We start from the raw sequence: 25,952 nt of genomic DNA, 5'->3' as shown, positions 1-25,952 counted from the left end.
TGGCTTCTGGAAGCGGTGAATTCGAAATGGCAGTGACGCTCTCTTGCGCGTGCGGGATTAAATTCGCTGTTCACCAAAAATATCGTCGATGCGGACGGAGTTGGCGAGCAGTTCCGGCGAGCGCGCCACGATGCACTGAAAAAGCACCTCCGCCAACCCGCCGGCAATGAGACGATCGAGTACCTCGGTGCCACCTGGCAGAGCACCGCCATGCGGTAAACCTATCCGCAAGTCCGCGAGTTTTCCCAGGGCAGAGTTCGGCATGCCGGTGACGACGGCCAGCCGCGCGCCGTTCTGCTTGGCGGTCCGGGCCGCCCACAGCGTCGACCGCGACCCGCCCGAATAGGAGACGGCGATGGCGATGTCCTTCGGGTTGAGCAGAGCAGCGAGGGTCACCTGCGTGTGATACTCCTCGGCAAAGTTGATCGGCAATCCCAGCCTCACCAACCGCATGTAGATGGCGCTGCAGGTAGCCGCCGATTCGCCCGCCCCGAAGAGCGAGATGGACCCTGCCCCGGCTATCCATTCGACCAGCGTTTCGATTGTGCCATTATCGCCAAGAGTCTCGGCCATCGACTCGGCGCGGGAGGCCACTGCCGACATGATGCGTCGAGCTATGGCAGCGGGGCGTTCAGCGGCGGCCCCGACGCTCGCGGGCCGGCGCCGGTCGCGCGCCTCCTCCAACAGCAGCGCCTTGCGCATCTCCTTGAGGCCTGGATAGCCAAGTTTGCGCGACAGCCGGTCGATGCTGGAGCGGCTGGCGCCGGACCGCTGCGACAGGTCCGACGAGGTCATCGCCCCGAGCTCATACGGCGGTATGGCGAGGAGCTGGGCCACGACGCGCTGTTCGGCCGGAAAAAGGTTCACGGCGCCGGCCCGCTCCCGGAACGGAAGCGCGTCGTCGAACTTGGCTGCCTGGACGTCAGTCACCTGAAGACCTCAAGACACAAAACTTCCCACGTCAAACAAAAATAAACACGTTGCGGGACGTTTTGTATCGCGCTATGAAACGATGGACGGTAGCGGATGACGCCTGCCGGTCAAGCATATCGACAAATTTGGTGGAGGAAAACCAGTATGAGACGTTTTGTGTCGAGGACCCTGGCTGGCTTGCTGTTCGCCGGGACCGCCATCGCGCCGCTTCACGTGGCAACGGCCAAGGATTTGAAATCGGTCGGCGTCACGGTCGTCGATCTCGGCAATCCGTTCTTCGGAGCGATCGCCAAAAGCATTGAGGCGCAGGTCAAGGAAGTCGCCGGCGCGGACGCCAAGGTGCTGGTCGTGTCGGGCGACTATGATCTCGGCAAGCAGTCCGCCCAGTTCGACAACTTCATCCAGGCCGGCGTCGACTTGATCATCGTCTCGGCCGTCGATTCGAAGGCGATTGGCGCCGCCATCAAGCGCGCCCAGGACGCCGGCATCCCGGTGGTCGCCGTGGACAACACAGCCGATGGCGCGCAGGCCACCATCACCACCGACAACGTCACGGCCGGCAAGCAAGCCTGCGAATACATCGCCTCCAAGCTCGGCGGCAAAGGCAACCTGATCATCGTCAACGGCCCGCCCGTCTCGGGCGTGATCGACCGCGTCAAGGGCTGCAAGGAAGTGCTCGCCGCCAGCCCCGACATCAAGATCCTGTCGGAGGACCAGAACGGCATCGGCACCCGCGAAGGCGGTCTCAACATCACGACCGGCTTGCTGACGGCGCATGACGACGTGAATGCGATCTTCACGATCAACGACCCGTCGGCGATCGGCGCCGACCTCGCCGCCAAACAGCTCAACCGCTCCGGGATCATCATCACCACCGTTGACGGCTCGCCCGACATCGAGGCGGCCCTCAGGGGAGAGACCCTGATCGAAGCATCATCCGCTCAGTTGCCCTCAGCCCTGGCTTCTGCAGCGGTCAAGGCCGGCGCCGCCCTGTTGAAGGGCGAGACGCTCGCCGAGCCGTCCATCCTCGTGGCGCCTGAACTCATCACGCGCGAGAACGTCGGCAGCTACAAGGGCTGGAACAGCGGCCAGTAGGTCGAGCCTCCCAGGCGCCGCCGGCCGGACGAGTTCCGGCCGGCGGCTTTTTTCCCATGCCCGCTGATGTCCGGGCCGCATAAGGACTAGCCCATGCCGATCGTTTCCCTGGACCGTCTCCTCAAGCATGCCTCCGACAACCGCTACGCCGTCGGGGCCTTCGTCTCGATGAATATCGAGATCGTCCAGGCCGCAATCGCCGCGGCCGAGCGGCAGAATTCGCCTGTCATCATCCGCATCCATCCGGACTCCCGCCAGATCACGAGCTTCGAGGCGATCACCGCGGTTGCCAAGCTGCTCGGAGGAAAGGCCTGCGTACCGGTCGGCATCAGTCTCGATCACGGCAACACACTCGGCGACACCGTGGACGCCATCCGCGCCGGGGCTACCAGCGTCATGCTCGATGCGGCCGAGGAGCCGCTTGAGGAAAACATCCGCCGCGTCAGGCAGGTGGTCGAGGTCGCCGAGCCGCTCGGCGTTCTCGTCGAGGCAGCCATCGGCCACATGGAGCACGGCGCCGTGCAGACCGCCGACGACCTCGCCGACGTGGCCCAGTCCGTCAAACTTGTGCGCGAGAGCGGCGCTACCATCCTCGCCCCTGCCATCGGTAACGTCCACGGTTCCGCCCACGGCGAGACCAAGGCCACGCCCGATCTCGCGATCGACCGCATCCGCGAACTGCGCGAAGCGACCGGCGTTCCGATCTGTATGCATGGCGGCTCGGGCACGCCGCGCGAGCAGATGCGGCAGGCGACTAAGGCCGGTGTGGCGATGGTAATCCTGTTCTCCGACATCATCACGGCCTACAACACCGAGCTGAAGCGCGTGCTGGACGAGAATTCGATCGGCATCGCCATTATCGACGCCTTGGTGCCGGCGCAGCACGCCGCGCAGGCCGTCATCGAGGAGAAGATGGTCGATCTCGGTTCAGCAGGCCAGGCGCGCGCTTTCAACGAGTGGCTAACGAAGTCTTCTGCCTGATGGCTACATCGGACGTCCTGCTCGTCGGCATCGACATCGGCACCACGAACCTCAAGGCGACGGCCGTGAGGCCATCGGGCCGCGTCGAGGCGGTCGCCCGGCGTCCGATGGTAATCGAGCGGCCCGCCGCGGGCGCGGCCGAATTCGATCTCGATGCACTGGACCGCGATATCGTCGCCGTCCTCACCGAACTCACGGAGGCGCTTGCCGCCAAGGGCGCCGCCCCCCACTCCGTCGCCGGGATCGGCGTCGCCAGTATCGGTGAAAGCTTCGTCGGGCTCGACGGCGGGGACAGCCGCGTCACCCCCTGCCCGACTTGGTACGACCGGCGTACCCGCAACCGGCGCGAAGAATGGGGGCTTTCGCCGTGCGACTGGTTCGATATCACCGGCGTGGTCGACGACGATATCTACACCGGCTATCGCCTCGCCTGGTGGCGCGACGCCGATCCAGGACGCTTCGCCGCCGTGAAGAGTTGGCTGATGGTGGCCGACTACGCCACCTTCCTGCTCAGCGGGCGCAAGGTGTCCAGCCCCTCGCTCGCCGCGCGCAGCGGCCTCGCCGACCGCCGCAACGGCCACTGGTCGTACGATCTGCTTGACCGCCTCGGCCTCCCTGAAAGCGAGCTCGGCGAATTGCTTCCTTCGGCCACCGTCGCCGCCGGCCTGCGCGACGACGTCGCCCGTGCAACCGGGCTGCTCGCCGGAACGCCAATCGTCAACGCGGGCCACGACCATCCCTGCGCGGGGCTTGGCTGCGGGCTTGTCGATCCGGGCCGCATGATCGATTCCACGGGCACTTCGGAAGCGCTGAAGACGGTAGTGGCGATGCCGCTGACCTATGACGAGGCCGGCCGGGGCGCCTACGATTGCTACCCGCATGTGGTGCAGGACCGCTTCCTGCTTTCAGGGCACATCCCCTCCTCGGGCGGCCTCATCGACTGGCTCGTCGATCTCCTCGGCGGCCATCATCCTCGACCGGAGACAGTCGGAGACCTCTGGCGCCGGACCGCGGCCGAGCCGCCCGGCGCACGCGGGGTGCGCATCGCACCTTTTCTCGAGGGCACGGGAGCGCCCTGGAACCAGCGGTCGAGGCGCGCCGACTTCGCCTTTCTTAGCCATACAGCCAATGCCGGCACGCTGCTTCGCGCCGCCGTCGAAGGGTTGGCGGCATGGCTTCATCTCAACCTCGAGCGGTTCGAGGCCATTACCGGCCTGCAGCCGTCCGAGCTGACCCTGACAGGCGGCGGCGCGCGCAACGAGCTGGCAAACACGATCAAGGCCGCGATGCTTCGCCGGCCGCTGGTCATCCCGACTGTCGAGGAGGCGGCAGGCGTGGGCGCTGCCCTGGTCGCGGGCCTCGCAACCGGAGTCTTCGACCATCCTTCCAGCCTGGCGTCGCTGCCTGATGTCTCATGGCGCCGCATCGAGGTGGACGAGGCGCTGGCGGCCGCCTATCGCGACATCGTGCCTTCCCTGCGCGCCCATCTTCTTCCGGCTGGTGGCGGCCTTGACTGAGGCCAAGCCGATCCTGGAGATGCGCGGCATCGCCAAGACCTTCGGCGCGGTCAAGGCGCTGCGCCGCGTGGACCTGCAGGTCTATGCAGGCGAGATCCACGCCCTGATGGGCGAGAACGGTGCCGGCAAGTCGACGCTGATGAAGATCCTCTCCGGCGCCTATCGCGCCGATCCGGGCGGAGAACTGGTCTTCGAGGGAAAGCCGGTCATCGTCGCCAATCCCACCGACGCACGGCGTCTTGGCATCGCCATCATCTACCAGGAGCTCTCGCTGGCGCCCAACCTCACGGTGTCGGAGAATATCGCGCTTGGCCGCGAGATCCACCGGTCCGGCCTCGTCGACCGTGGGGCGATGCGCAGGAAGTGCGCCGGCATCCTTGCAAGGCTCGGCGCACCCTTCGGGCCGGACACGCTGGTCCACACGCTGTCGATCGCCGAGCGGCAGCTCGTCGAGATCGCGCGCGCGCTCTCCATGGACGCCAGGGTGCTGATCATGGACGAGCCGACCACGGCACTTTCGTCGCGCGAGACCGACCGGCTGTTCGATCTCATCCGCAGGCTGCGCGACGAGGGCATCGCGATCATTTATATCTCGCACCGCATGGCCGAGGTCTACGAACTCGCCGACCGCTGCTCGGTGCTGCGCGACGGCCAGTATGTCGGCACGCTGCTGCGCGACGAATTGTCGGCGAAGACGCTCGTGCGCATGATGGTCGGCCGCGAGCTCTTCGACTTCTACCGCAAGCAGCACGGCGCCGCGGCTGACACGACGCGGCCCGCGCTCGTGGTCGACGGCATTGCCGACGGCCGGCGGATCGGGCCATGCAGCTTCGAGGTGAGAGCCGGCGAGGTCGTCGGCCTCGCGGGGCTAGTCGGGTCCGGGCGGACCGAACTCGCGCGGCTCGTCTACGGAGCCGACCGGCCCGCCGCCGGTGTCGTCTCGATCGAGGGCCGCTCCGTGCAGATCACCAGCCCTGCCGACGCCATCGCGGCAGGCATCGTCTACCTGACGGAGGATCGCAGGGGTCAGGGCCTGTTCCTCGACATGACGATCGACGACAACGTCAACATCGGCGTCATGGCGCGCGACGCCGCACCTGGCGGTGTTAGGCGCTTCGCCAAGGCGCGCGAGCGCACCCAGCGCTCCATGCAGGGGCTCTCCATCCGGGCGAGGTCCGGCAGAACCCATGTCGGCAGCCTGTCCGGCGGCAACCAGCAGAAGGTCCTGCTCGCACGCCTGCTCGAGACCGAGCCGAAGGTGCTCATCCTGGACGAGCCGACGCGCGGCGTCGATATCGGAGCCAAGTCCGACATCTACAGGCTGATCGACCGGCTCGCCGCGGCAGGCGCAGCCGTGCTGATGATCTCCAGCGAGCTACCCGAGATCATCGGGCTGGCGGATCGCGTGCTGGTCATGCGCGACGGAGCCATCGCCGGCTCCCTCTCCCGGGGGGAGATAACCCAGGAGGCGATCATCGAAATCGCCACCGGACAGGACGGGACACGATCATGAGCGTTGAGGACAATCAGGCCCGGCCCGCCGGTCCGTCGAACGAAGCTGCCGTCACCCACCCCGAGACCGCGCGGACCCTGCTGCGGGCGCTGGGCATGCTGCCCGTGCTCGTCGCCCTCTGTGTCGCCTTCACCTTGGCCAACGACCGCTTCGCCTCGGTGAGCAATCTGCTGATCGTCATGCAACAGGCCTCGATCAATCTCGTGCTCGCCTGTGGGATGACCTTCGTGATCCTGACGGCTGGCATCGACCTGTCGATTGGCTCGATCCTCGCGGCGGCCGCCATGATCGCGCTGATCGTCTCGCTCGACCCCAACCTCTCGATGCTGGCGATCCCGGCCGCGCTCGCCTGCGGGCTCGGCTTCGGCGTGCTCAACGGCGCGCTGATCGCGGCAATCCGGCTGCCACCCTTCATCGTCACCCTTGGCGCGCTGACCGCGATCCGGGGCGCTGCCCGCCTCATGGGCGGCGACACCACCGTCTTCAACCCCGACCTGCCCTATGCGGTCATCGGCAACGGCAATCTGTTCGGGATCCCGTGGCTGGTCATCATCGCGCTCGCCGTGGTCGTCGCGTCTTGGTTCGTGCTGCGGCGCACCGTGCTCGGCGTCTACATCTACGCCATCGGCGGCAACCCGGACGCAGCCAGGCTGACCGGCATCAAGGTCGGATGGGTTCTGGTCTTCGTCTATGCCGTCTCTGGCCTGCTTGCCGGGCTCGGCGGCGCCATGGCCTCCGCGCGGCTCTACGCGGCCAACGGCCTGCAGCTTGGCCAGGCCTACGAACTCGACGCCATTGCGGCCGTCATCCTGGGCGGCACATCCTTCGTCGGCGGCATCGGTTCGATCTGGGGCACGCTGGTCGGCGCGCTCATCATCGCTGTGCTGTCGAACGGACTGATCCTCACAGGCGTGCCCGACGTCTGGCAATACATCGTGAAAGGCCTGATCATCATAGGCGCCGTGGCGCTCGATCGTTTCAGGCTGGACGGCGGCGCCCGGACTTGAAACCGGCGCGGTTCAGGCTATTCCGCGTTGCAATTTTCAAGCGACTTCAGGCGACAAACGCCGAACAAAGCTTGACGCCTCGCTCTCGTCCTGCGGATTCGCTGCTCAGATAGCCCGATTTGTGCCAGCAGAAGGGATTGTCAGGCGGCCTATTTGGTCGGCCATTCAGCACGACCTGGATGTCGATCATCGGCACCGGGCCGGTGATTTGGTGAAGAAAATCAGCTTGATGTGGGCGTGCCCAGCGCGATGATGTGTCGCTCCAGAAGGTCTCGGCGATGGCTCTCAGCACCTCTGGATGGCGAGGTAATCATTCGCCATTGGCGTCGAACCAATGGCCGTCCCATGGCTCACCATGCGCGGCGCAGAGGGCTCAACTCATACCAGCGGCGGTAGACTTTGACCGCCATCGGCATCGGAACGCCAACGCCAGCGCCGCCAAGCGCGCGGGGCGGATGGCGTTCGCACTGTCGAGAAGCTGGAGCCCAGTCCGAAAGCCGGACGGCAAACACCCGGCCGGCGGTCATGACGTGTCGATGCGTCCCGTGCCGCGAAAGGCCGTTGCGCGCCGCGCCTGCCTTGCGTGGCTCTGCCAGGCAATCGCCGGCACGCTTTGCGCAAGAGGCCGATCCGGCCCGCCGCGAAACGGTCGCCGCCCGGCGGCAGAACCCTGCAAGTCCGCCGTGATGATGGCGGCCAGCACGCGAAAACAGAGAGCAAGGCGCAACGCTTCGGCGCAGCCGTCGCCATCTGGTCCGCAAACCGTAGCCGGAGGCAGCGCGAGCGCGCCGCCCGCCTGTTCCATGGCAAATGCCCGCGCCACGGCCTCGGACGGCCGTAGCAGCGATAGGACAAGGACCCGAACCCGGAACGGCACGATGAAAAGGAGCTCGGCCAGAACGGCCAGGCAAAGCAGCGTCGCCGCGATGCCCTTCAGTTCCTGCTGCTCCTCCTCGTATTCCGCCCTGCCCATTCCAGCCTCCGTCGGAAGGCATAATAGCAGAGCGGCCGGAATGAGCAAGGAAATTTTTCCTATCTACATCTTCTCCGCCCGACATCGCACGATGCCTGCGAGGAAGAACCGGCAGTAGCGGCTGCCGGCGCCGGTCAAATTCAATGGCCGTTGGTATCAGCCCATCTCAGAGCCCCTGGGGACCGGCAGCGTCATGTGCACATCATCCGGCATCAAATGGTCTTCCTCAACACGGCTTTCACGCTGAACAGCCAGCTTGCGCAATACCTCGCCAAGATGCTTCCCCAACTCTCCGTAAAGCGCTTTGCGGCGGCACTGCGGAATGAAAACCACATGATACTTGGACGCCCATCTGCTGTGGCTTAAACTTTCGACTCCGTCCATCGTGACTTGACCTTTCGTGTGCTTGGCGGCTCACAAGCAAGGTCAGCGTCTCCCGGCGGGTCAGGAGCCGCTCGACCACGGTCGTCGAGGCGGTCTGGAAGTCGATCTTCGGCGTCAGGCCCAAATTGTGATAGGCGTCGAGGATACGCTCGCGGCACACAGGCAGGTGGAGGGTCATCGGCTTCTGCGCGAGGTCACCCAGGCTGATTGTGTCCGTGCGGGCTAGCGGATCCTGGTCGGACAGGGCGACGTTCTGCATGCCCTGCTTCTCGAACTGCTTCGTCGCGCGCATCTGCGTAAGGGCAGTCCGACAGCCGCGATTGTGCGAAGCCTCGCCTCCGCATGAATGCCGGTTTTGCGGCCTTACCCCAGAGATACTTTTTACCGGCGATGTGGTTTTTGCTACTCAGTCCACGATCTGCGGGCGAAGCATTGACTGGCATGATCCAATTGACAGAATTGAACCAACGAGTTTCCGGGAAAGAGGGCGAAACATGGTCCGTGCGCGCAAGGTATCCGCGGGAGAAACGCTCTGGGATGAACTCGACGGGGTGAAGAGGGAGCGCATTCTGAAAGAGGCTGCCACCCTCTTCTTCGAACGCGGCTACATGCAGACCACGGTCGATGCCATCGCCGAAAGGGTCGGCGCCACCAAGCCGTTCATCTATTCGCACTTCAAGAGCAAGATCGAGCTCCTTGTCGAGATCTGCGAGCGGGTCAACCAGGACGCTCTGGCGGCGGCGAACAAGGCCGCCGCCCAGAACCTCGGAGCCGTCGACAGGCTCAGTCTTTTCGCCCGCGAATTCACCGACGTCGTGCTCGCCCAGCATCACCATGTCTCGATCTATTTCCGCGAACAGATTCACCTGCCGGCCGCCGATGCCAGACGGATCGCGAACGTCCGCAAGCAGATCGACAGGAAGCTCCAGGAGATCCTGACCGCCGGAAGGAACGACAATGTGTTTCATTTCGACGATCTCGCCATGTGCAGCCTCGTGATCGCAGGCATGCTCAGCTATGCTTTCGCCTGGTACCGTGAGGGCGGACGCTTATCGAACAATGAAATCCGCGAGCAGATGCTTGTCTATGTGCTACGCGTGGCGGGTTGTTGACTGGCTGCGGCATGGTTGGCGTGCAACTGATGCTTCATGATCGGGAACGATTGACGCATCGTATCGAGCTGTAGCTTCCAAGATTATAGGCTATCGGTTTCCTCAGTGGGACGCGTTTCGTCGCCTTCGGCAATCCATGCATTCAGCAATGTATAGGCGACGGCAAGCACGGTGGGCCCGATGAAGATGCCCAGAATACCGAAGGCGATCAGCCCCCCTACTACCCCGGCCAGGATAAGCAGCAGGGGAAGGTCGGCGCCCCGCCGGATGAGGATCGGCCGTATGAACTGATCGATGGTAGTGGCGACAATCGTAAACACGAGCAATACGGTGCCCGAACCGACATCGCCGGAATAGTAGAGCCACACGACCGTGGGAACCAGCACGAGGGCCGGCCCAACCTGAATGAGGCAAAGGACGAACATAAGCGCCGTGAGCAGACCGGCAAACGACACGCCGACCACCGCGAGCCCGATACCGCCGATGACACTTTGCGCCAGCGCCGTCACCACGACGCCAAGCGCCACGCTACGGATAGCCTGGCCGGCCAGGTGAACGGCTTTCTCGCCGCGGGCGCCAGCAAGCCTCTGGCCGAAGCGCACCAGTTGTGCGGCCGCACGTTCGCCACCAGCATACATGACGGCGGCAATAACGGTCGTCAGCAGGAACTGGATGAACATGCCGCCAACACTTCCAGCGGCGGCGGCCAACCATTGCGTAAGTGCTCCGGCGTACGGCATCAGCCGTGAAGCCAGGTCGGTCACGCCGGACTGTCTGATCCGCTCCCACGCCTCCGCGACAGCGTTGCCGAGCAGCGGAATCTGCTTCACCCAATCCGGTGCCGGCGGCACCCGCAGGGAAAGCACTCCGCTGACCAGGTCGCTGATCACATCGATGTTGGCGAGGACAGTGCCGACCGCCAGCCAAAGCGGAATGATCAGCACCAGCAGGATCGCTACCGTCATGACCAGGACTGCCACGGCGCGACGATTGGCGGTATGGCGCTGGACCCATAACATCAGCGGCCAGGTGGCCAGCACCAACGTCGTGGCCCACAGGATCGCCGGAAGGAAAGGCTGCAGGATCCAAAAGCTGGCGAGCAGCAGACCGCCTATGAACAGCACCAGCAGCGTGGCGCGGCCAATATCCTGCTTGTATGGCAACATATCGCTGGCGCCCCTCAGCGCAGAACTGACGATGGCCTCTATTGGCTTGGGTTACCTCGTCGCTGTCAACACCAATGGTTTGGAATCGGCCGTGCTGCCGACGGCCCGCCGTCCTGCTTTCAGGGTGTCATGCATAGTCCGATCCGGGCCCGAGGCTCGTGCGCAAGTTCGACCTCTCCGAAGACATCAGTCGACGATGTGGTATCCGCCGTCGACATAGAGGACGTCACCGGTCATCAGCCGAGCGGCGTCGTGAGCAAGGAAGGCGGTGGCAATGCCGACATCGTCAATGCTGACGAGTTGCCGCAACGGAGCTTTCGTCTTGGCTTTCTCCAGGAGTTCGTCGAATTCGGGGATGCCCGAGGCGGCACGTGTGGCAAGCGGGCCGGGCGAGATGGCGTGGACGCGGATGCCCTTGGGACCGAGTTCGGCAGCCAAATACCGTACCGCGCTCTCCAGCGCAGCCTTCGCGACCCCCATGATGTTGTAGTTCTCGACGACCGCTTGCGAGCCGTAATAGGTCATCGTGAACAGACTGCCGCCGTTCTTCATCAGCGGTTCGGCCAATTGCGCCATGCGGATGAAGGACCAGCACGAGACTTCCATCGTCGCCAGAAAGCCTTCGCGGGGCGCGTCGGTGACACGGCCTTGCAGTGTTTCTTTCGGCGAAAACGCAATGGAATGGACAAGGAAGTCGAGTTCACCCCAGGTGTCCATGATCTGCTCGAACACGGCCTCGATCTGACCCGGCACCCGCATATCCATTGGCGCGACGATCGAGGCTTCGACCTCCCGAGCCAGCGGCTCGACATGGGGCCTGGCCTTGTCGTTGAGATAGGTGACCGCGAGCTCTGCGCCGAAGGCGCGAAAGGCACGTGCGCAGCCCCAGGCGATCGACTGATCGTTGGCGATGCCGACGATAAGGCCTTTCTTGCCTTCCAGGAGCTTGGCCTTGACGGCGGGCAGCGGCATGACGGCTCTCCTATCGGCCCCCGGCGAGATCGCCGAGGAGTGCGTGCGTATGGCGCGCGATCATCAGTTCTTCGTCGGTCGGAATGACGAGAAGCGCGACGCGGCTTGCGGACGTCGAGACCCTGACAGCACCGGCCTGGTTTGCAGCCGGGTCCAGTTCAGCCCCCAGCCACGCGAGGCGGTCGGCGATGCGGGCACGGATCGGAGCCGAATTCTCTCCGACGCCGGCGGTGAAGGCGAAGGCGTCGATCCCGCCGAGCGCAGCAGCGAGCATTCCGACATGCAAGGCGCAGCGATGGACGAAATGCTCTATGGCGAAGGCGGCGCGCGGCTCGCCGCTGGCCAACAGGTCGCGCATGTCGTTGGAGACGCCTGACAGGCCTTTCAGCCCCGAGCCGTGATAAAGGAGGTCGGAAACCTCGCCGACGCTCATGCCCCGTTCGGAGATCAGGTGGAGGACGACGCCCGGGTCGAGCTGGCCGGGGCGGGTTCCCATCGGCAAGCCGTCAAGCGCCGTGAAGCCCATCGTGCTGTCGATGCTGCGGCCATCCCTGATGGCACACATCGAAGCGCCGCTGCCGAGATGCGCCGCGACCACGCTACCGCCGGCCACTTCCGGAGCCACCTGATGCAGGCGCTGGGCGATGTATTCATAGGACAGCCCGTGGAATCCGTAGCGGCGCACCCCCGCTTCGTAGAACGCGTAGGGCAGAGCGTAGCAGTCGGTGTGCTTTGCTTGCCCGCGATGGAACGCCGTGTCGAAGCACGCGACCTGGGGGATCGAGGGGTCGCTTTCCATCGCCAGGCGTATGGGCGCGAGATTGTTCGGCTGGTGCAGCGGAGCCAGAGACTCGAGCGCGGTCAGGCGGGCGAGCACACCGGCGTCGATCCGCACCGGCTGGCTGTAGTCCGGCCCGCCATGTACCACGCGGTGGCCGATCGCGACCAACTCGAACCCAGCCAGTTCGTCCAGCCAGCGGCGGGTTTCTCCGCTCGCGGCCGGGAGATCGGCGATCTCCGAGGCAGCGTATTGCCGGTCGACGAGCGGCGAGCCGTCGCCACTGACGGCGCGCAGGCGCGGTCGCGTGCCGATGCCGTCGATCTGCCCGCGCAGCTGCCGCGTCAGATGCTCGCCGTCGATCGAGAATATCTGGAACTTGAGGCTCGACGAGCCCGCATTGACGACAAGGATCGCCTTCATGCCAATCCCGTCGCCGGTACGGGCGCGTTGCGCCGCCGCGCGGCCGCATAGAGTGCGGCGACCGCGCAGGAAGCCAGGCGGGTGCGGACCGAGTCGGCACGGGAGGTCAGCACGATCGGCACCCGCGCCCCCAGCACGAGGCCCGCGGCGTCCGCATGCGCCAGAAAAATCAGGTTCTTGGCCAGCATGTTGCCGGCCTCGAGATCCGGAACCACCAGGATCTGTGCATGGCCGGCGACGGGAGAGGCGATGCCCTTGATCCGCGCGGCTTCCGGATCGACCGCATTGTCGAAGGCCAGCGGACCCTCGAGTTGGCCGCCGGTGATCTGGCCACGCTCCGCCATCTTGCAGAGCGCAGCCGCCTCGATGGTCGACGGGATCTTCGACGTCACCGTCTCGACGGCGGAGAGGATCGCGACCCGCGGCGTACCAAGGCCTATTCCGGTCCACAGATCGATCGCGTTCTGGATGATGTCGCGCTTCACATCCAGGTCAGGAACGATGTTGATGGCCGCGTCGGTGATAAACAGGGTTTCGGCATGGCCGGGGACGTCCATGATGAAGACGTGGCTGATGCGGCGTTCCGTGCGCAATCCGGTGGCGGAGGCAGTCACCTCGCGCATCAGCTCATCCGTATGCAGGCTCCCCTTCATCAGCAGTTCGCCCTTGCCTTCGCGGATCATGGCGACGGCGCTCGCCGCCGCCGCGTGGCTGTGCGGAGCGTCGACGATCTCCTGCCCGGCGAGATCCATGCCGTGCGCGGCTGCGACGGCGCGGATTTTCGCCTCGGGGCCGACAAGCAAAGGCGCGATCAGTTTCTCGGCGGCGGCCTGGAGGGCGCCCCGCAGCGATGGTTCGTCGCAAGGGTGCACGACTATGGTGGCAGGCGGTCGATCGCTGCGGGCCGCCGCGATCAGCCGATCATATTTCGACTGTACGAGCTCTTGGTCGGTCAGTTCCAGCACCGGGGCATCCTCGTTTGCCTGTCACTTTGCGTTATGCGGCGTTCCGCGGCAACCGTCATGCCAGGGGTTGCGCCGCGGAAGCCGGCCGGGCCACAATGGGCCGCAATCGATCCGGAGATTTTTTTGATGCGCCTCGCCTTCGCCGCCCTCGCCACAGCCCTGCTCTTTCCCCTCGCGACGGCCTCGGCCCAGGACTGCGCCAACGCCACCGACCAGGCGACGATGAGCCAGTGCGCGGGAAAGGCCTTGAACGATGCCGACAAGCAGCTCAATGCCGACTTCAAGGAGATCGAGAAGCGGCTGGCCGACGACGCCGGCGCCCGGAAGCAGCTGGTCGCCGCGCAGCGCGCCTGGATCGCCTTCCGCGATGCCGAATGCGATTTTCAGTCGTCCGGCGCGGCCGGCGGCAGCATCCATCCGATGCTGGTCGCCAACTGCAAGGCGGCGCTGACCAACCAGCGGCTGATGGATTTCAAGAATTACCTTGCCTGCGAGGAAGGCGACATGAGCTGCCCGGTGCCGGCGGCCGAGTAGCCGGACATGGGGAAGGTTTTACGCGGCCCGCCCGAAAACCAGAAAACTGGTTCGGAAGTTTGTGGCCGAGAAAGTGCTAACGCCGGGGACAGTTTACTTTTATCCCCTTGTACCAACCCGTCCCGCGCAGAGCCTTTCCGGGGATAAAAGTAAACTGTCCCCTGTATCCAGCCTCCCCCGCCGCCACGCCCTGCTTCGCAGTCTGGCCATTGAGAAGTCGGGAAGACGGGCGGCCGTTCGATCGCCGATCTGGGTATAAACATGCGACCTTGCGGCCGCCCGTCCGGCGCATGCTTTTGCCATCCCGTTCCGCTACGCAAACCATCGCCTTACGGCTTGCACCTGCGATGTCGTTTCGTACTGGCAGACATACTCCAGGTTGTGTATGTGGGAACTCTTGGGACAGCCCCCGGCCTTCACGGCCACGTTAGCCGTTCTCTCCAGGACGCCGGTCCCTCCCCGCAAATCACCGTCATGACCGGCGTTCCCGCGGGAGGAACTGACGGTGAGTATGGGGCAGGTTTTGGCGAGGGGGATCAGAATTGCCAAAAAAGCGATTCCGCGCCGCGCAGGTCTACCGACGCCGAGGGTCAAGCATCAGAAACGGCTTGCTTTTTTCCTGCCGAAAATCGCAGGCGGCAAAAATTTTCCGCAAAACCCCTCCCCGCCGGGAGCCTCGGCGGCGCCATGGGGCGGCATCAGACATCGCCGTTTCACGCCGGCCGCGAACGCGCTATCGTGCCCTATGCCACTGGCCTTGCTTGTCCTTGCCGCGACATTGGCGCTGCCGGCCCTGTCGGCGGACGACCCGGCCGTGCTCACCTGCGAGATGATGGTGAAGGCGAGCCTGCGCGCACCGCAAAGTTTTGCGCGCGCAGCCGAGCCCCTCGTCGACGAGACCACGGTGACGCTCGCCTTCACCGCGCTCGACGCCCACGACCGGACCGTCCGCCAGACGCGGACCTGCCGGTTCAATCTGGAAGGCGACGGGTTTTTTCATCTGGAGCCGTTCCGCCGCGCCACTCTCGAAGCGCGGCTCGACGCCGCCAAGGCCAGGCTTGGGAAAGCCGCGCCCGGCAACGACCTGATGCTCGCCCGCTCGCAGATCCTCGACATCGGCCGCGAGATGTATGTGAACCACGACCGCATGCTCAAGGCCGAGCGGCAGGCGGCCAGGGCCGGCCTCTATCCGATCGCGCCGGGCCTGACGAGGCTCGGACAATGACACGCCATCGTTTGCTGCCCGGCCGCGGGGCAATCGCCTATGGCGCACTCCGTCCAGCACCCCTCATCCGACCTCGCTTCGCTCGGCCACCTTCTCCCACAGGGGGAGAAGGGGGAGCGCTGCACATCCGCCTCTGCCAATCTCCAATGTTGACGATTGGCGGTGAGGTCGGCGCGAAACTCCACCTTCTCCCCTTGTGGGAGAAGGTGCCGAGCGCAGCGAGGCGGATGAGGGGTGCTGGACGGAGTGCAACGCCCCCGCTGGATGCCTCCCCTTTCAATGCTACTCTCCCTCGTCCCATAGAGAATCGGATCATGAAAAAACAAATCGTCGAAGTGCCGGTGCTGTCGCCGCTGATGCGCGAGTTGGGCATTCCCTGTTCGTCGGTGACGAAGGCCAACGGTTTCGTCTTCGTCGCCGCCACCCCGCCGATCGACATGGTGACGGGGAAAATCGTTCGTGGTGACATCGAGACCCAGACCGAGGCCTCGCTCAACGCCGTAAAACTCTGCCTGGAGGCGGCGGGCACGAGTTTCGACAATGTGGTGATGGTGCGCATCTACGCCGCCAATGTCGGCTTCTACAACGCCATCAACCGGGTCTATCAAAAGCATTTTCCCGACAATTTTCCGTCACGCAGCTTTGTGCCGGTGTCGGGGTGGTTCATGGAGTTTGATATAGAGATCGAGGTGCAGGCGGTGGGGTGACCAAATTCAAGGCACCTAAAGCTCCATAGATCAGTGGTGTTCGGGAGTCACCGAATTATCACGTACAGGATTCTGTCGGATACCATCTAATTTATTCGAAATAGGGACAAGATGTAATGTGGAAATTGTCGTTAAAACCTCTGTTTCGGAAGCTCTGCGCAGTAACCTTGATCGGACTATTCTCTTTTGCTGCGAGCATCGCCATTGCTGCGGAAACGCAAGCAACCGTCAAATTTGCAGTCGTGGGCCCCGGGCCGAGCACTGGAGACTGGTCTATTTATGGCGAGGAAATGCGGGAAGGCGCAGAAATGGCAATAGAAGACATAAATGCAAAGGGAGGGATAAATGGACAAAAAATAGATCTTCAGTTCTTTGATGACAAAGGGAATCGAGAGACTTCCGAAAGCATCGCAAAAAAGATTTCATCCTCGGGGGTAAGATTTGTTGTTGGTCACTATAACTCAACAAGCTCGATTTACGCGTCGCCCATATACTCAAAAAGCGACGTTCTGATGGTAAGCCCCGCAAGCACTAATCCAAAATTTACCGACGATGGTTACTGGAATACAATTCGCACCTCGGGCAGAGACGACGTTCAGGGGACCTTCGCGGGTGAATATATTGCGAAGAAATTTCCTGGTGAAAAGGTTGTGATCTTACATGATGGGTCGACATACGGAAGAGGTCTGGCTACAAAAGTGAAGTCTGCCCTGAACGCGGCCGGCACCCAGGAGGAGATATTTTCTTCAGTAAAATTCAGCCCAAAAGACCTTTCAGCGCTTAGTAAAAGATTACAGGCGAGTCAGGTCAAGATTGTTTACTTCGGAGGTTTGGCCAAGCAATTGGGAGAACTGGCTCGAAAGACAAATGATTCCGGCATGAATCTGCAGTTCGTTACGGGCGACGGCGCGGCCTTTATTCGGGATTTAACTTCTAGTGGAGGCGATGGAATCGAGGGCACCCTTATGACGTTCTCGTACGAAGACAGGATCAACCCTAAAGCGGCGCAGGTCGTTGAAAGGTTGCGAGCCAGAGGCGTTGAACCGATCGCCTATGCGCTCAAGTCCTATGCAGCAGTTCAGGTGATTGCGAAGGGAGCGGAATGGGCCGGCACTAACGATCCGCGAGCGGTAGCAACGGCGATACGATCGGAGCGACCAATTCCGACAATACTGGGGAATCTCAGTTTTGACAAAAAAGGAGATCGCCGCGAACCGGATGTGACGATGTACGAATGGAGAAAAGATTCGTCAGGAAATTGGGGATTCTACAGTTTAGACTAATGAAATGCACGGATAGAGTCGCATGATTTCATGCCGACGCCAGGTTGGCGGCTCGAATCGGCAAATTAAAGCAATTCAAACAATAGATGACACCAAAGTGTCATCTATTGTTCGCCTTATACACCCAAGGTGGAATGGATTCCGCCCCTCACTCCCACACCACCTCCGCCGCGAACTCCGGATCGGCCTTCGCCTCGCCGGCCTTGGCGCAAGCGGCGCTGACGTCGTCGGCCATGGCGGCCAGCTCGCCGCCGACCAGGATGCCGTAGATCACCAGCAAATGCTGGTCGTGGTAATCCTTCTGTGCGTCGGTCATCTTGGCGGCATCGGCCGGCGCCAGTTTCTCGAAGGCTTTTCCGACCTTTGCGCCGTCGAGCGTAAAGCCGTCGCAGGCGGCGGCGATCGCCGCCTGATAGGCGACCAGTTGCAGCGTCGTGGTCTGGTCGGGCGTCAGCGCTCCTTCCAGAAGGTCGACGGCGTGGGCGCGCACGAAGCCGGAATCCGGCTGGTCGTCGGCCAGTGCGGGCTGGGCGGCGAACAGGGCGGCGGCGAGGCCGAAGGCCGGTGCAAACGAAAATCTCATCTGGAAAATCCCTCTCTCGGCCGGATCAGAATACGCGGTTGGTCCATTTCGCCGAGTAATAGCCGGCATTGTCGTAGCAGGCGCCCTGGCGGGGATAGCAGATGATGCCGCCCGCCGGGCTGAAGGGCGCCGACGGCCGGTAGACCGGCGCCGGCGGGATGTACTGGTCGCGGTAATAATGGTCGTGCGAGGAGGCGGCGGCCGCGATGCCGCCGATCGCCACGCCGGCGATGATGGCAGCCGCCGTGTCGCCCGAATTCCAGTGCCGGGCAAGGGTGGGCGTCGCCGCGGTTACGGCGAGCGCGCCCGCCAGAGCCAGTGTGACCAGTTTTCCGCGCATCGATGCCCCCGGAGGTTGTAAAGGATTCGGCGTCACATTAGGCCGGCAGGCGGGATGGCTGCAAGCCGGGAATGGGACGGAATTTGGGGTTCGATTTGATTGGTCGACACGGCGCGGCGACTTACCCTCCCCCTTAAGGGAGGCGGAAGGACGGGCGAGACGGGGTGGAGTCGTCGCAGGATGGAGCACTTCGTCGGCGACCCCACCCGGTCGCTGCGCGACCGACCTCCCCTCAAGGGGGAGGTGGACGGCGACGCTTCAAAAATAGCTCTGCAGCGGGCGCACTTCCAGGCTGCCGGCCTTGAGCGCGGCGATGGCTTCGGCCACCGCGCCCATGCCCGACAGGGTCGTGTAATACGGCACCTTCTGCATCAGCGTGGCGCGGCGCAGCGACTTTGAGTCCGACACCGCCTTCTGGCCGTCGGTGGTGTTGAAGACGATCTGCACCTGGCGGTTGCGGATGGCGTCCTCGATATGCGGGCGGCCCTCCAGCACCTTGTTGATCTTCAGGGCCTCGACGCCATTTTCCGAGAGGAAACGGGCGGTGCCCGACGTCGCCAGCACCTTGAAGCCGAGGCCGGCAAGGCGCTTCACCGCCGGCAGCATGCCCTTCTTGTCCTCGTCGCGCACCGACACGAACAGCGTGCCCGAGCGCGGCAGGTCGATGTTGGCGCCGAGCTGGCTCTTGGCGAAGGCCATGGCGAAATCGCGGTCGAGGCCCATCACCTCGCCGGTGGACTTCATCTCCGGCCCGAGCAGGATGTCGACGCCGGGGAAGCGCGCGAACGGGAACACGGCTTCCTTGACGGCGACGTGGCCGGGATTTCGTGCATCCGGCTTTTCGCCGTAATGGGCGAAGGCGGCGTCGAGGGTTTCGCCGGCCATGATGCGCGCCGCGATCTTTGCCACCGGTTTTCCGATCGTCTTGGCCACGAACGGCACGGTGCGCGAGGCGCGCGGGTTCACTTCGAGCACGAAGATGGTGCCGTCCTTGACGGCGTATTGCACGTTCATCAGGCCGCCGACATTCAGCGCTTTCGCCAGCGCGGCCGTCTGCCGCTCCAGTTCGTCGACGAGTTCGGTGGACAGCGAATGCACCGGCAGCGAGCAGGCCGAATCGCCGGAATGGATGCCGGCCTCCTCGATGTGCTCCATGATGCCGGAGACATAGGTGTTTTTCCCGTCGCACAGGCAGTCGACGTCGACCTCGATGGCGCCCGACAGATAGGTGTCGAACAGCAGCGGGTTTTTTCCGAGCAGCGTGTTGATCTGGCCGGTCTTGTCGTTGGGGTATTTCTGCTTGATGTCCTCCGGCACCAGGCCGGGAACCGTGTCGAGCAGGTAGCTTTGCAGCATGCCTTCGTCGTGGATGATCTGCATGGCGCGGCCGCCGAGCACGTAGGACGGGCGCACCACCAGCGGGAAGCCGAGCTCGCCCGCCACCGTGCGCGCCTGCTCGACCGAATAGGCGATGCCATTCTTCGGCTGCGCAAGGTCGAGTTTTCTGAGCAGCTTCTGGAACCGGTCGCGGTCCTCGGCGAGGTCGATCATGTCGGGCGAGGTGCCGAGGATCGGGATGCCGGCCTTTTCCAGCGCGTCGGCGAGTTTGAGCGGCGTCTGGCCGCCGAACTGCACGATGACGCCGACCAGTTCGCCGTCCGCCTGCTCGGCGCGAAGAATCTCCAGCACATCCTCGGCGGTCAGCGGCTCGAAATACAGGCGGTCGGAGGTGTCGTAGTCGGTCGAGACGGTCTCCGGGTTGCAGTTGACCATGATCGCCTCAAAGCCGGCGTCGCGCAGCGCAAACGCCGCGTGGCAGCAGCAATAGTCGAACTCGATGCCCTGGCCGATGCGATTGGGCCCGCCGCCGAGGATGACGACCTTTTTGCGCGCGCTGACCAGAGCTTCCGAGCGAGTCTCGCCGGCGAAAGGAACCTCGTAGGTCGAATACATGTAGGGCGTCGGCGAGGCGAATTCGGCAGCACATGTGTCGATGCGCTTGAACACCGGGTGGACGTCAAGCTTTTCGCGCAGCTTGCCGACCTCGGCCGGGTCGCGCTTGGCCAGCGAGGCGAGGCGGGCGTCGGAAAAGCCCATGCCCTTCAGCATGCGCAAATTCTCGGCGTCCTGCGGCAGGCCGTGCTCGCGGATACGGGCTTCCATCTGGATGATGCCGTCGATCTGCTCCAGAAACCACGGATCGATGCGGCACATCTGGTGGACTTCTTCCAGCGACGTGCCGAGGCGGATCGCCTGTGCCACCATGCGCAGCCGGTCGGGCGTCGGCGTGCCGAGCGCGGCGCGGATGGCGTTGCGGTCATCGTCGCCGCCGGCGCCGGGGATCTCGATCTCGTCGAGACCGGTGAGCCCGGTCTCCAGCCCGCGCAGCGCCTTCTGCAGCGATTCCTGGAAGGTTCGGCCGATCGCCATCACCTCGCCGACCGACTTCATGGCGGTGGTCAGCACCGGCGACGCGCCCGGGAATTTCTCGAAGGCGAAGCGCGGGATTTTGGTGACGACATAGTCGATCGACGGCTCGAACGAGGCGGGCGTGGCGCCGCCGGTGATGTCGTTGTCCAACTCGTCCAGCGTATAGCCGACGGCGAGTTTCGCGGCGATCTTGGCGATCGGAAATCCGGTGGCCTTGGAGGCCAGCGCCGAAGAGCGCGACACGCGCGGGTTCATCTCGATGACGACGAGGCGGCCGTCGGCGGGATTGACGGCGAACTGCACGTTGGAGCCGCCGGTCTCCACCCCGATCTCGCGCAGCACCGCGATCGAGGCGTTGCGCATCATCTGGTATTCCTTGTCGGTCAGCGTCAGCGCCGGGGCCACGGTGATGCTGTCGCCCGTATGCACGCCCATCGGGTCGATGTTCTCGATCGAGCAGACGATGATGCAATTGTCCGCGCGGTCGCGCACGACCTCCATCTCATACTCCTTCCAGCCGAGCACGCTTTCCTCGATCAGCACCTCGGTGGTCGGCGAGGCGTCGAGGCCGGAGGAGACGATGTCGAAGAATTCGGCGCGGTTGTAGGCGATGCCGCCGCCGGTGCCGCCCATGGTGAAGGACGGGCGGATGATGGCGGGAAGGCCGACATGGTCGAGGGCCTGCGCCGCGATGCCGAGCGCGTGGCCGACATAGCGCTGCTTGCGGTCGCCTTCGCCAAAATTCCAGCGGGTCTCGAGCGCGTCGAGTTCGGCGTCGAGATTGGCAGGGCTGGCGGCCTTCAGCGCAGCCCGCTCCGCCTCGTGCGTCTTGCGGTCGGCGTCCTTGGCGGCAGAGGCGTTGGCCAGCATGGATTTCGGCGTCTCGAGCCCGATCTTGGCCATCGCCTCGCGGAACAGCGAACGGTCCTCGGCCTTGTCGATGGCATGGGCGTCGGCGCCGATCATCTCGACATTGTAGCGCTCCAGCACGCCCATGCGGCGCAGCGACAGCGCCGTGTTGAGCGCCGTCTGCCCGCCCATGGTCGGCAGCAGCGCATCGGGCCGCTCCTTGGCGATGATTTTTGCCACCACTTCCGGCGTGATCGGCTCGATATAGGTGGCGTCAGCCAGTTCCGGGTCGGTCATGATGGTGGCCGGGTTGGAATTGACCAGGATGACGCGAAACCCCTCGGCCTTCAGCGCCTTGCACGCCTGGGTGCCGGAATAGTCGAACTCGCAGGCCTGGCCGATGACGATGGGGCCGGCCCCGATGATCAGGATCGACTTGATATCGGTTCTTTTCGGCATTTTTTACTCGCGGTCCGTCGGCTGCGTGCGCGGAAAACCCGGCGGGCGGTCCCGGCCGGGCGGCTGCACGATTCTGATGTCAGGCTAGGCGCGCCTTATAGGGGAGGATGCCGGGGGATGGAACCCCGGAAATCGACATTGAAACGCGCTTTGCTACTGCCGGCGACGGGGCGGATCGTGGAGCGCAGCCGACTTCCTCCCACCAGTAGAAATCATACAGCACAATGCGCCGTTGGTCCGGCAGACGGCGCTGGCTTGCCGGAACGAAACCAATGCCGGCTTCGCCGCAAGAGGAATCCCAGGAAATCCGATCGTTCAGGCCGGCCAGGTTTGCTGCTGCATGTCGAAACTGCGGCGGACGAACTGCGCGGTCCGGTTCCATTTGCCGTTCGGATCGGGGAAGGCCGCAGCCGCCAATGACGGCGGCAAATAATCACTATGCGCGTAGTTGTCCGCATCGCGGATCTGCCACGGCTTTCGCGTCTTCCCCAGCGGCTTGGCCAGGCCCGCATAGCCGAGAGCGTCCGACCACGGATTGGCGCTCGGATCGAGAACATGTCCAATCATATTCCCGAGCGGGAATGCCATCCGAAGCACATTGTCGCGGCGCGAGGCGAGCAGCGAGACGGCCTCGCAATTGGCGAAGGCGTCGGCATACTCCTGCTCCAGGCAGGTTCGCTCGATTGCCGCCGCCATCAGGCATGCGGCGCGCGCCGGACGGTTCAACCCTCTTATCGTTTCGAGGACAACCCTGCCGCCCAGGCTGTGGCTGGCGAAGGACAGGCTGTCGCTGTCCTTGAGCGTCTTGTTGCAGAACGCGGTGAGGTAGCGCCCAACTGCCGTGGCGGTCGGTTTCTCGACGGGATAGCTGATCGCGCCGAAGGACGAGTCCCCCGGCCAGAGCACGCCGATGAAAATCGCCGTGGAAGGCAGGGCCAGCAGGTTGTCCAGCCTGGAAAGCGCGCACACGGCCTCCGCTTGCGAATTGTTGTAGCCGTGGATGGCGAAAAGAACGTCCATGCCGCGCGCAGCGGATGTCACCTTCGCCACCTCGCGCGCCTTCAGCGCGAAGGACGCATCACTGTCCCATGCGACCGGATCCGGGCGGATAGGCCCACCCACCGTCTGATAGCGGAAACTGAGGAACAGGGTCACGGCCGCCTACCGCTTCACAGCTTTGAAGGCCGCCACCGCGGTGGTCATCGCCGACGTGATATCCTTGGCGATGGGTGCAATCGGCACTGCGACCAGCCCGACAAGAAACGCCTTGATAGCGTTGCCTCCATCAAGGGTACCGAACAATTGGAGGGCGCCGACTTCCGCCAGAACAATCGCCACGACGGCCGCCGCCACCTTGCTGGTATTGCGGTATTTCTGGTCGGCGCGTTCGAACGCGGCGTCAAGTCTTGCGTCGACGACCGCCTCGAAGCGGCCCAGCAACGTGATTTCGGCGTCGGCGAGAACTTGCCCGGCATTGATCTTGACGGCGATGGCCGCCAGGGTGGGACCGTCGATATTGGAGACTGCCGCTGCCAAAGCGGGTGCAGTGTCCTTGGTAAGGCCCAGACGGATCAGGCCTTTCACCATCGTCTTCTGCTCGGTCTTGTCCATGCCGTTGAGCCAGTTCGCCTTGGCTACGGCATACGGATTGGTTTTGTCGACCAGCTCAAGGGCCTCTCTGAACGGCAGGAGGGCACCCCTGAGGAAACCGTATCCAACGTTCGAGATGCCGCCGCGAAACACTTTGCTTGTATCAACCAAGCCGTAGGCCGCCGTACCCAGCGCGGCCACCGCCGCAATAATCTGCCCTATGTCACCCCATTCCATTGCCGTGACTCCCTTTGGAAAACACCCAAGGCATTCATGGCAGATATTCAACTTTTAGTATATAGGAAAAAATACATACAACCAAAATTCCTCGCACTTGAGGCGGAATGGAGGGAGTCACCCGCCGAACGGCAACGTATCGGGAATCTCGAAGCGTTCGGCCTTACCGATGCGGATCATGTTGAGGTCGGCCTCGCGCGTGTAGGTCAGCGGATCGGGCGAGTCGGAATTGTCGGCGCGGCCGTTGGTGAACAGGATGACGCGCTGTCCACCGTCAGGCCATGTCACCGTGACGGTGGCTTCGCCGTCCTCTCCGCGCGTCGCGTGCGCCGAGCAGTGGGTCATCGGCTGGCCATAATAGCGGGCGCAAGGGATGTCGCCGACCGCATCGGCGCCCGGCGTCGCATCCCCGCCGGTGGAAGGCGATGGAACGACAGGCGCATCCTGGCCCGGGAGCGCAGCCTGCTCGGAGGAAGCCCCCTCCCCGGCCGGCGGGTTTTCCGCGGGCAACGATTCCAGGCCGGCGCCTTCCACCGATGTCGCGCGCATGTATCGGGCCGCGACCCAGCCCCTGAGGCCCCGGTCTTCGGTGGATTCGACTTCGCACCAGTTGACGCCGTTGGTTTCGCTGCACCCGTGGTTGCGCAGCAGGACGCCGTTCGGCAAGCGTCCGACGACCTTGCCCATGGCGGACGCCGTCGCCCGGACATTCAGCAGATCGTTGCTGGCGACACCCTCAACCACGAAAAACGCGGCGTTCGGCTCGAACGGGGGCGGCGCGATCGGGGCGGGGATCGCCTCGATCCCGGCGGGCTCCGGCTCGTCATCGGTCTGGGCCGAGGACCCTCCGGCCGAGACCAGAAGCAAAAGAGCGGCAAAGGCGAGAGGCAGTGCTGAGCGCATGGCAGTCCCGAAGCTAAACTGCGGCAGATTTCGCCATGCCGTGGATTTGAGTCAACTCTGCGGCATTCTTCAGGACGATCCCATCGCCACGAACGGCCCCCACCGTGCGACGGCATCTTGCGGCAAACAACCGGGGGATGCAGCCGCGTCAACACCAGATAACCGCGGCGGGGACCTTGCGGCTGCACTTTCACCCCTGAATTTATGGCGCAATTCCCACTGGCATAAAGAAGGCACGCCGGTGCCGCCTCAGACCGGCGCGTGGCTGTCGGCCATCAGGGTTGTATCCACACTGGTCCCCCGCGAGATTCGGTACACGGAAGCCGGCGGAATGTTGCGCAGCGCCCGGCCGATGCGGGTGGCCCGGAGCCCGTGACTCGCGAGGATCGCTGCCGCCACCGGGCAGCGCGGCCCGTAGGTAAACTGATAGAAGGCGCCGTCCGGCCGCAGCGCCGTGAACGCGCCGCCCAGGATCGCCGCGACCTTGTCCTGTGGCATGGACAGCAGCGGCAGGCCGCTGACCACGGCGCCGACCGAGCCGACTTCGAAAAGCCCGGCCTCGACGATCCGGGCCGCGTCGAGCGACACCACCCGCGCTTGCGGAAAACGGCCTGCGAGCAGGCTGGCGAATTCCGGCCCGAACTCGACGAGCGTGAGATCGCTCTCCGGCACGCCCCTTTCGAGCAGGGCGCGCGTGAACACGCCGGTGCCCGGCCCAAGTTCCAGGACCGGGCCGACCGCGGGCGATATTTCGCGCGTCATAAGCCTCGCAAGCACAGGCCCCGAGGGAGCGACCGCGGCCACGCGAAGCGGCGCGGCGACCCAGGAGCGGAAAAAGCGGAAAAAATCGGATTGCGCACAATGCGTGTTCATGAAGTCCCTCAGGTCCAAGCCCCCCGGCTGACGCGGCGGAACCATCGCCCAATCCGTGGCCGGATTAGGGCGAAGCCGTACTTCTGCGAAGAAGAAATACACAACGCATCAAGGATGCCA

The 25,952-nt window shown here is 64.0% G+C and carries 23 protein-coding genes and 1 pseudogene; 10 read left to right on the top strand and 14 right to left on the bottom strand.

The annotated features are described in order from the left end of the window. Window positions 1-57: 57 nt before the first annotated feature. Window positions 58-930 (bottom strand): MurR/RpiR family transcriptional regulator, encoded by an 873-nt coding sequence (locus tag ACSBOB_RS12965; RefSeq protein WP_442582796.1) that lies wholly within the window; start codon window positions 928-930, stop codon window positions 58-60. 147 nt (window positions 931-1,077) lie between these two features. On the opposite strand from ACSBOB_RS12965, the gene ACSBOB_RS12960 reads away from it, so the two are divergent. From ACSBOB_RS12960 to ACSBOB_RS12940, 5 genes are all read left to right on the top strand, one after another. Next, window positions 1,078-2,028: an ABC transporter substrate-binding protein gene (locus ACSBOB_RS12960; protein WP_442582795.1), complete on the top strand. Its 951-nt coding sequence runs from the start codon at window positions 1,078-1,080 to the stop codon at window positions 2,026-2,028. A gap of 93 nt (window positions 2,029-2,121) precedes the next feature. After that, window positions 2,122-3,009: a class II fructose-bisphosphate aldolase gene (locus ACSBOB_RS12955; protein ID WP_442582794.1), complete on the top strand. Its 888-nt coding sequence runs from the start codon at window positions 2,122-2,124 to the stop codon at window positions 3,007-3,009. Next, complete coding sequence (locus ACSBOB_RS12950) at window positions 3,009-4,526, top strand: FGGY-family carbohydrate kinase (RefSeq protein WP_442582793.1); 1,518 nt, start codon at window positions 3,009-3,011, stop codon at window positions 4,524-4,526. Before ACSBOB_RS12955 ends, ACSBOB_RS12950 begins: the two co-directional genes overlap by 1 nt. 19 nt (window positions 4,527-4,545) lie before the next feature. Next, window positions 4,546-6,039, top strand: coding sequence for a sugar ABC transporter ATP-binding protein (locus ACSBOB_RS12945; RefSeq protein WP_442583723.1), 1,494 nt, complete (start codon window positions 4,546-4,548; stop codon window positions 6,037-6,039). Next, a complete protein-coding gene (locus ACSBOB_RS12940) occupies window positions 6,036-7,046 on the top strand; it encodes an ABC transporter permease subunit (RefSeq protein ID WP_442582792.1) in 1,011 nt (336 codons plus the stop codon). The genes ACSBOB_RS12945 and ACSBOB_RS12940 overlap by 4 nt, the downstream gene beginning before the upstream one ends. A 523-nt stretch (window positions 7,047-7,569) precedes the next feature. Here the strand turns inward: ACSBOB_RS12940 and ACSBOB_RS12935 are convergent. Both ACSBOB_RS12935 and ACSBOB_RS12930 read right to left on the bottom strand, forming a co-directional pair. Beyond that, entirely contained in the window at window positions 7,570-8,019 is a 450-nt protein-coding gene (locus ACSBOB_RS12935) for a hypothetical protein (RefSeq protein ID WP_442582151.1), read from the bottom strand. Window positions 8,020-8,196: 177 nt separating this feature from the next. Beyond that, window positions 8,197-8,403, bottom strand: a pseudogene (locus ACSBOB_RS12930) (transposase); the annotation flags it as partial. 320 nt (window positions 8,404-8,723) lie between these two features. Between ACSBOB_RS12930 and ACSBOB_RS12925 the strand changes: the two are divergent. Then, window positions 8,724-9,515 (top strand): TetR/AcrR family transcriptional regulator, encoded by a 792-nt coding sequence (locus ACSBOB_RS12925; RefSeq protein ID WP_442582791.1) that lies wholly within the window; start codon window positions 8,724-8,726, stop codon window positions 9,513-9,515. 83 nt (window positions 9,516-9,598) lie between these two features. Here the strand turns inward: ACSBOB_RS12925 and ydiK are convergent, their stop codons facing one another. The 4 genes from ydiK to ACSBOB_RS12905 all read right to left on the bottom strand — a co-directional run bounded on the left by ydiK (window position 9,599) and on the right by ACSBOB_RS12905 (window position 13,819). Continuing rightward, window positions 9,599-10,681, bottom strand: coding sequence for an AI-2E family transporter YdiK (gene ydiK, locus ACSBOB_RS12920; RefSeq protein WP_442582790.1), 1,083 nt, complete (start codon window positions 10,679-10,681; stop codon window positions 9,599-9,601). A 186-nt stretch (window positions 10,682-10,867) separates the two neighbouring features. After that, complete coding sequence (fabI, locus tag ACSBOB_RS12915) at window positions 10,868-11,653, bottom strand: enoyl-ACP reductase FabI (RefSeq protein WP_442582789.1); 786 nt, start codon at window positions 11,651-11,653, stop codon at window positions 10,868-10,870. A gap of 10 nt (window positions 11,654-11,663) precedes the next feature. Next, window positions 11,664-12,854, bottom strand: a complete 1,191-nt coding sequence (locus tag ACSBOB_RS12910) for an acetate/propionate family kinase (RefSeq protein WP_442582788.1) — start codon at window positions 12,852-12,854, stop codon at window positions 11,664-11,666. Then, on the bottom strand, window positions 12,851-13,819 hold the full coding sequence (locus tag ACSBOB_RS12905; protein WP_442582787.1) for a phosphate acetyltransferase: 969 nt from the start codon (window positions 13,817-13,819) through the stop codon (window positions 12,851-12,853). Before ACSBOB_RS12905 ends, ACSBOB_RS12910 begins: the two co-directional genes overlap by 4 nt. A 126-nt stretch (window positions 13,820-13,945) precedes the next feature. On the opposite strand from ACSBOB_RS12905, the gene ACSBOB_RS12900 reads away from it, so the two are divergent. The 4 genes from ACSBOB_RS12900 to ACSBOB_RS12885 all read left to right on the top strand — a co-directional run bounded on the left by ACSBOB_RS12900 (window position 13,946) and on the right by ACSBOB_RS12885 (window position 17,568). After that, the gene (locus ACSBOB_RS12900; RefSeq protein WP_442582786.1) at window positions 13,946-14,353 is read left to right on the top strand and encodes a lysozyme inhibitor LprI family protein; all 408 of its coding nucleotides are present in this window, start codon (window positions 13,946-13,948) and stop codon (window positions 14,351-14,353) included. Window positions 14,354-15,098: 745 nt separating this feature from the next. After that, window positions 15,099-15,578: a hypothetical protein gene (locus ACSBOB_RS12895; RefSeq protein ID WP_442582785.1), complete on the top strand. Its 480-nt coding sequence runs from the start codon at window positions 15,099-15,101 to the stop codon at window positions 15,576-15,578. 314 nt (window positions 15,579-15,892) lie between these two features. Beyond that, complete coding sequence (locus ACSBOB_RS12890) at window positions 15,893-16,285, top strand: RidA family protein (protein ID WP_442582784.1); 393 nt, start codon at window positions 15,893-15,895, stop codon at window positions 16,283-16,285. Window positions 16,286-16,401: 116 nt separating this feature from the next. After that, on the top strand, window positions 16,402-17,568 hold the full coding sequence (locus tag ACSBOB_RS12885; RefSeq protein WP_442582783.1) for a branched-chain amino acid ABC transporter substrate-binding protein: 1,167 nt from the start codon (window positions 16,402-16,404) through the stop codon (window positions 17,566-17,568). A gap of 148 nt (window positions 17,569-17,716) precedes the next feature. On the opposite strand, the gene ACSBOB_RS12880 is transcribed toward ACSBOB_RS12885, so the two are convergent. The 7 genes from ACSBOB_RS12880 to ACSBOB_RS12850 all read right to left on the bottom strand — a co-directional run bounded on the left by ACSBOB_RS12880 (window position 17,717) and on the right by ACSBOB_RS12850 (window position 25,832). Continuing rightward, entirely contained in the window at window positions 17,717-18,151 is a 435-nt protein-coding gene (locus ACSBOB_RS12880; RefSeq protein WP_442582782.1) for a hypothetical protein, read from the bottom strand. Between the two features lie 25 nt (window positions 18,152-18,176). Continuing rightward, window positions 18,177-18,491, bottom strand: a complete 315-nt coding sequence (locus tag ACSBOB_RS12875) for a hypothetical protein (RefSeq protein ID WP_442582781.1) — start codon at window positions 18,489-18,491, stop codon at window positions 18,177-18,179. 258 nt (window positions 18,492-18,749) lie between these two features. Next, a complete protein-coding gene (carB, locus tag ACSBOB_RS12870) occupies window positions 18,750-22,229 on the bottom strand; it encodes a carbamoyl-phosphate synthase large subunit (protein ID WP_442582780.1) in 3,480 nt (1,159 codons plus the stop codon). A gap of 315 nt (window positions 22,230-22,544) precedes the next feature. Further along, a complete protein-coding gene (locus ACSBOB_RS12865) occupies window positions 22,545-23,384 on the bottom strand; it encodes an alpha/beta hydrolase (RefSeq protein ID WP_442582779.1) in 840 nt (279 codons plus the stop codon). A gap of 6 nt (window positions 23,385-23,390) precedes the next feature. Continuing rightward, entirely contained in the window at window positions 23,391-24,056 is a 666-nt protein-coding gene (locus ACSBOB_RS12860; RefSeq protein WP_442582778.1) for a hypothetical protein, read from the bottom strand. A gap of 117 nt (window positions 24,057-24,173) precedes the next feature. Further along, window positions 24,174-24,959 carry an SH3 domain-containing protein gene (locus ACSBOB_RS12855; RefSeq protein ID WP_442582777.1) on the bottom strand — a complete coding sequence of 262 codons (786 nt, stop codon included), beginning with the start codon at window positions 24,957-24,959 and terminating at the stop codon, window positions 24,174-24,176. Window positions 24,960-25,208: 249 nt separating this feature from the next. Beyond that, entirely contained in the window at window positions 25,209-25,832 is a 624-nt protein-coding gene (locus ACSBOB_RS12850; protein WP_442582776.1) for a class I SAM-dependent methyltransferase, read from the bottom strand. Window positions 25,833-25,952 lie beyond the last annotated feature (120 nt).

This window comes from Mesorhizobium sp. KACC 23794 (assembly GCF_052180275.1).
Lineage (GTDB): Bacteria > Pseudomonadota > Alphaproteobacteria > Rhizobiales > Rhizobiaceae > Kumtagia.
This window is presented reverse-complemented; position numbering and strand designations above follow the sequence as displayed.

Coding starts and splice junctions, on each gene's coding strand:
- ACSBOB_RS12885 (WP_442582783.1), top strand. CDS start 16,402: ATGTGGAAATTGTCGTTAAAACCTCTGTTTCGGAAGCTCTGCGCAGTA.
- ACSBOB_RS12910 (WP_442582788.1), bottom strand. CDS start 12,854: ATGAAGGCGATCCTTGTCGTCAATGCGGGCTCGTCGAGCCTCAAGTTC.
- ACSBOB_RS12875 (WP_442582781.1), bottom strand. CDS start 18,491: ATGCGCGGAAAACTGGTCACACTGGCTCTGGCGGGCGCGCTCGCCGTA.
- ACSBOB_RS12855 (WP_442582777.1), bottom strand. CDS start 24,959: ATGCGCTCAGCACTGCCTCTCGCCTTTGCCGCTCTTTTGCTTCTGGTC.
- ACSBOB_RS12890 (WP_442582784.1), top strand. CDS start 15,893: ATGAAAAAACAAATCGTCGAAGTGCCGGTGCTGTCGCCGCTGATGCGC.
- ACSBOB_RS12880 (WP_442582782.1), bottom strand. CDS start 18,151: ATGAGATTTTCGTTTGCACCGGCCTTCGGCCTCGCCGCCGCCCTGTTC.
- ACSBOB_RS12960 (WP_442582795.1), top strand. CDS start 1,078: ATGAGACGTTTTGTGTCGAGGACCCTGGCTGGCTTGCTGTTCGCCGGG.
- ACSBOB_RS12950 (WP_442582793.1), top strand. CDS start 3,009: ATGGCTACATCGGACGTCCTGCTCGTCGGCATCGACATCGGCACCACG.
- ACSBOB_RS12955 (WP_442582794.1), top strand. CDS start 2,122: ATGCCGATCGTTTCCCTGGACCGTCTCCTCAAGCATGCCTCCGACAAC.
- ACSBOB_RS12935 (WP_442582151.1), bottom strand. CDS start 8,019: ATGGGCAGGGCGGAATACGAGGAGGAGCAGCAGGAACTGAAGGGCATC.
- ACSBOB_RS12900 (WP_442582786.1), top strand. CDS start 13,946: ATGCGCCTCGCCTTCGCCGCCCTCGCCACAGCCCTGCTCTTTCCCCTC.
- ACSBOB_RS12860 (WP_442582778.1), bottom strand. CDS start 24,056: ATGGAATGGGGTGACATAGGGCAGATTATTGCGGCGGTGGCCGCGCTG.
- ydiK (WP_442582790.1), bottom strand. CDS start 10,681: ATGTTGCCATACAAGCAGGATATTGGCCGCGCCACGCTGCTGGTGCTG.
- ACSBOB_RS12940 (WP_442582792.1), top strand. CDS start 6,036: ATGAGCGTTGAGGACAATCAGGCCCGGCCCGCCGGTCCGTCGAACGAA.
- ACSBOB_RS12895 (WP_442582785.1), top strand. CDS start 15,099: ATGCCACTGGCCTTGCTTGTCCTTGCCGCGACATTGGCGCTGCCGGCC.
- ACSBOB_RS12850 (WP_442582776.1), bottom strand. CDS start 25,832: ATGAACACGCATTGTGCGCAATCCGATTTTTTCCGCTTTTTCCGCTCC.
- carB (WP_442582780.1), bottom strand. CDS start 22,229: ATGCCGAAAAGAACCGATATCAAGTCGATCCTGATCATCGGGGCCGGC.
- ACSBOB_RS12945 (WP_442583723.1), top strand. CDS start 4,546: ATGCGCGGCATCGCCAAGACCTTCGGCGCGGTCAAGGCGCTGCGCCGC.
- fabI (WP_442582789.1), bottom strand. CDS start 11,653: ATGCCGCTGCCCGCCGTCAAGGCCAAGCTCCTGGAAGGCAAGAAAGGC.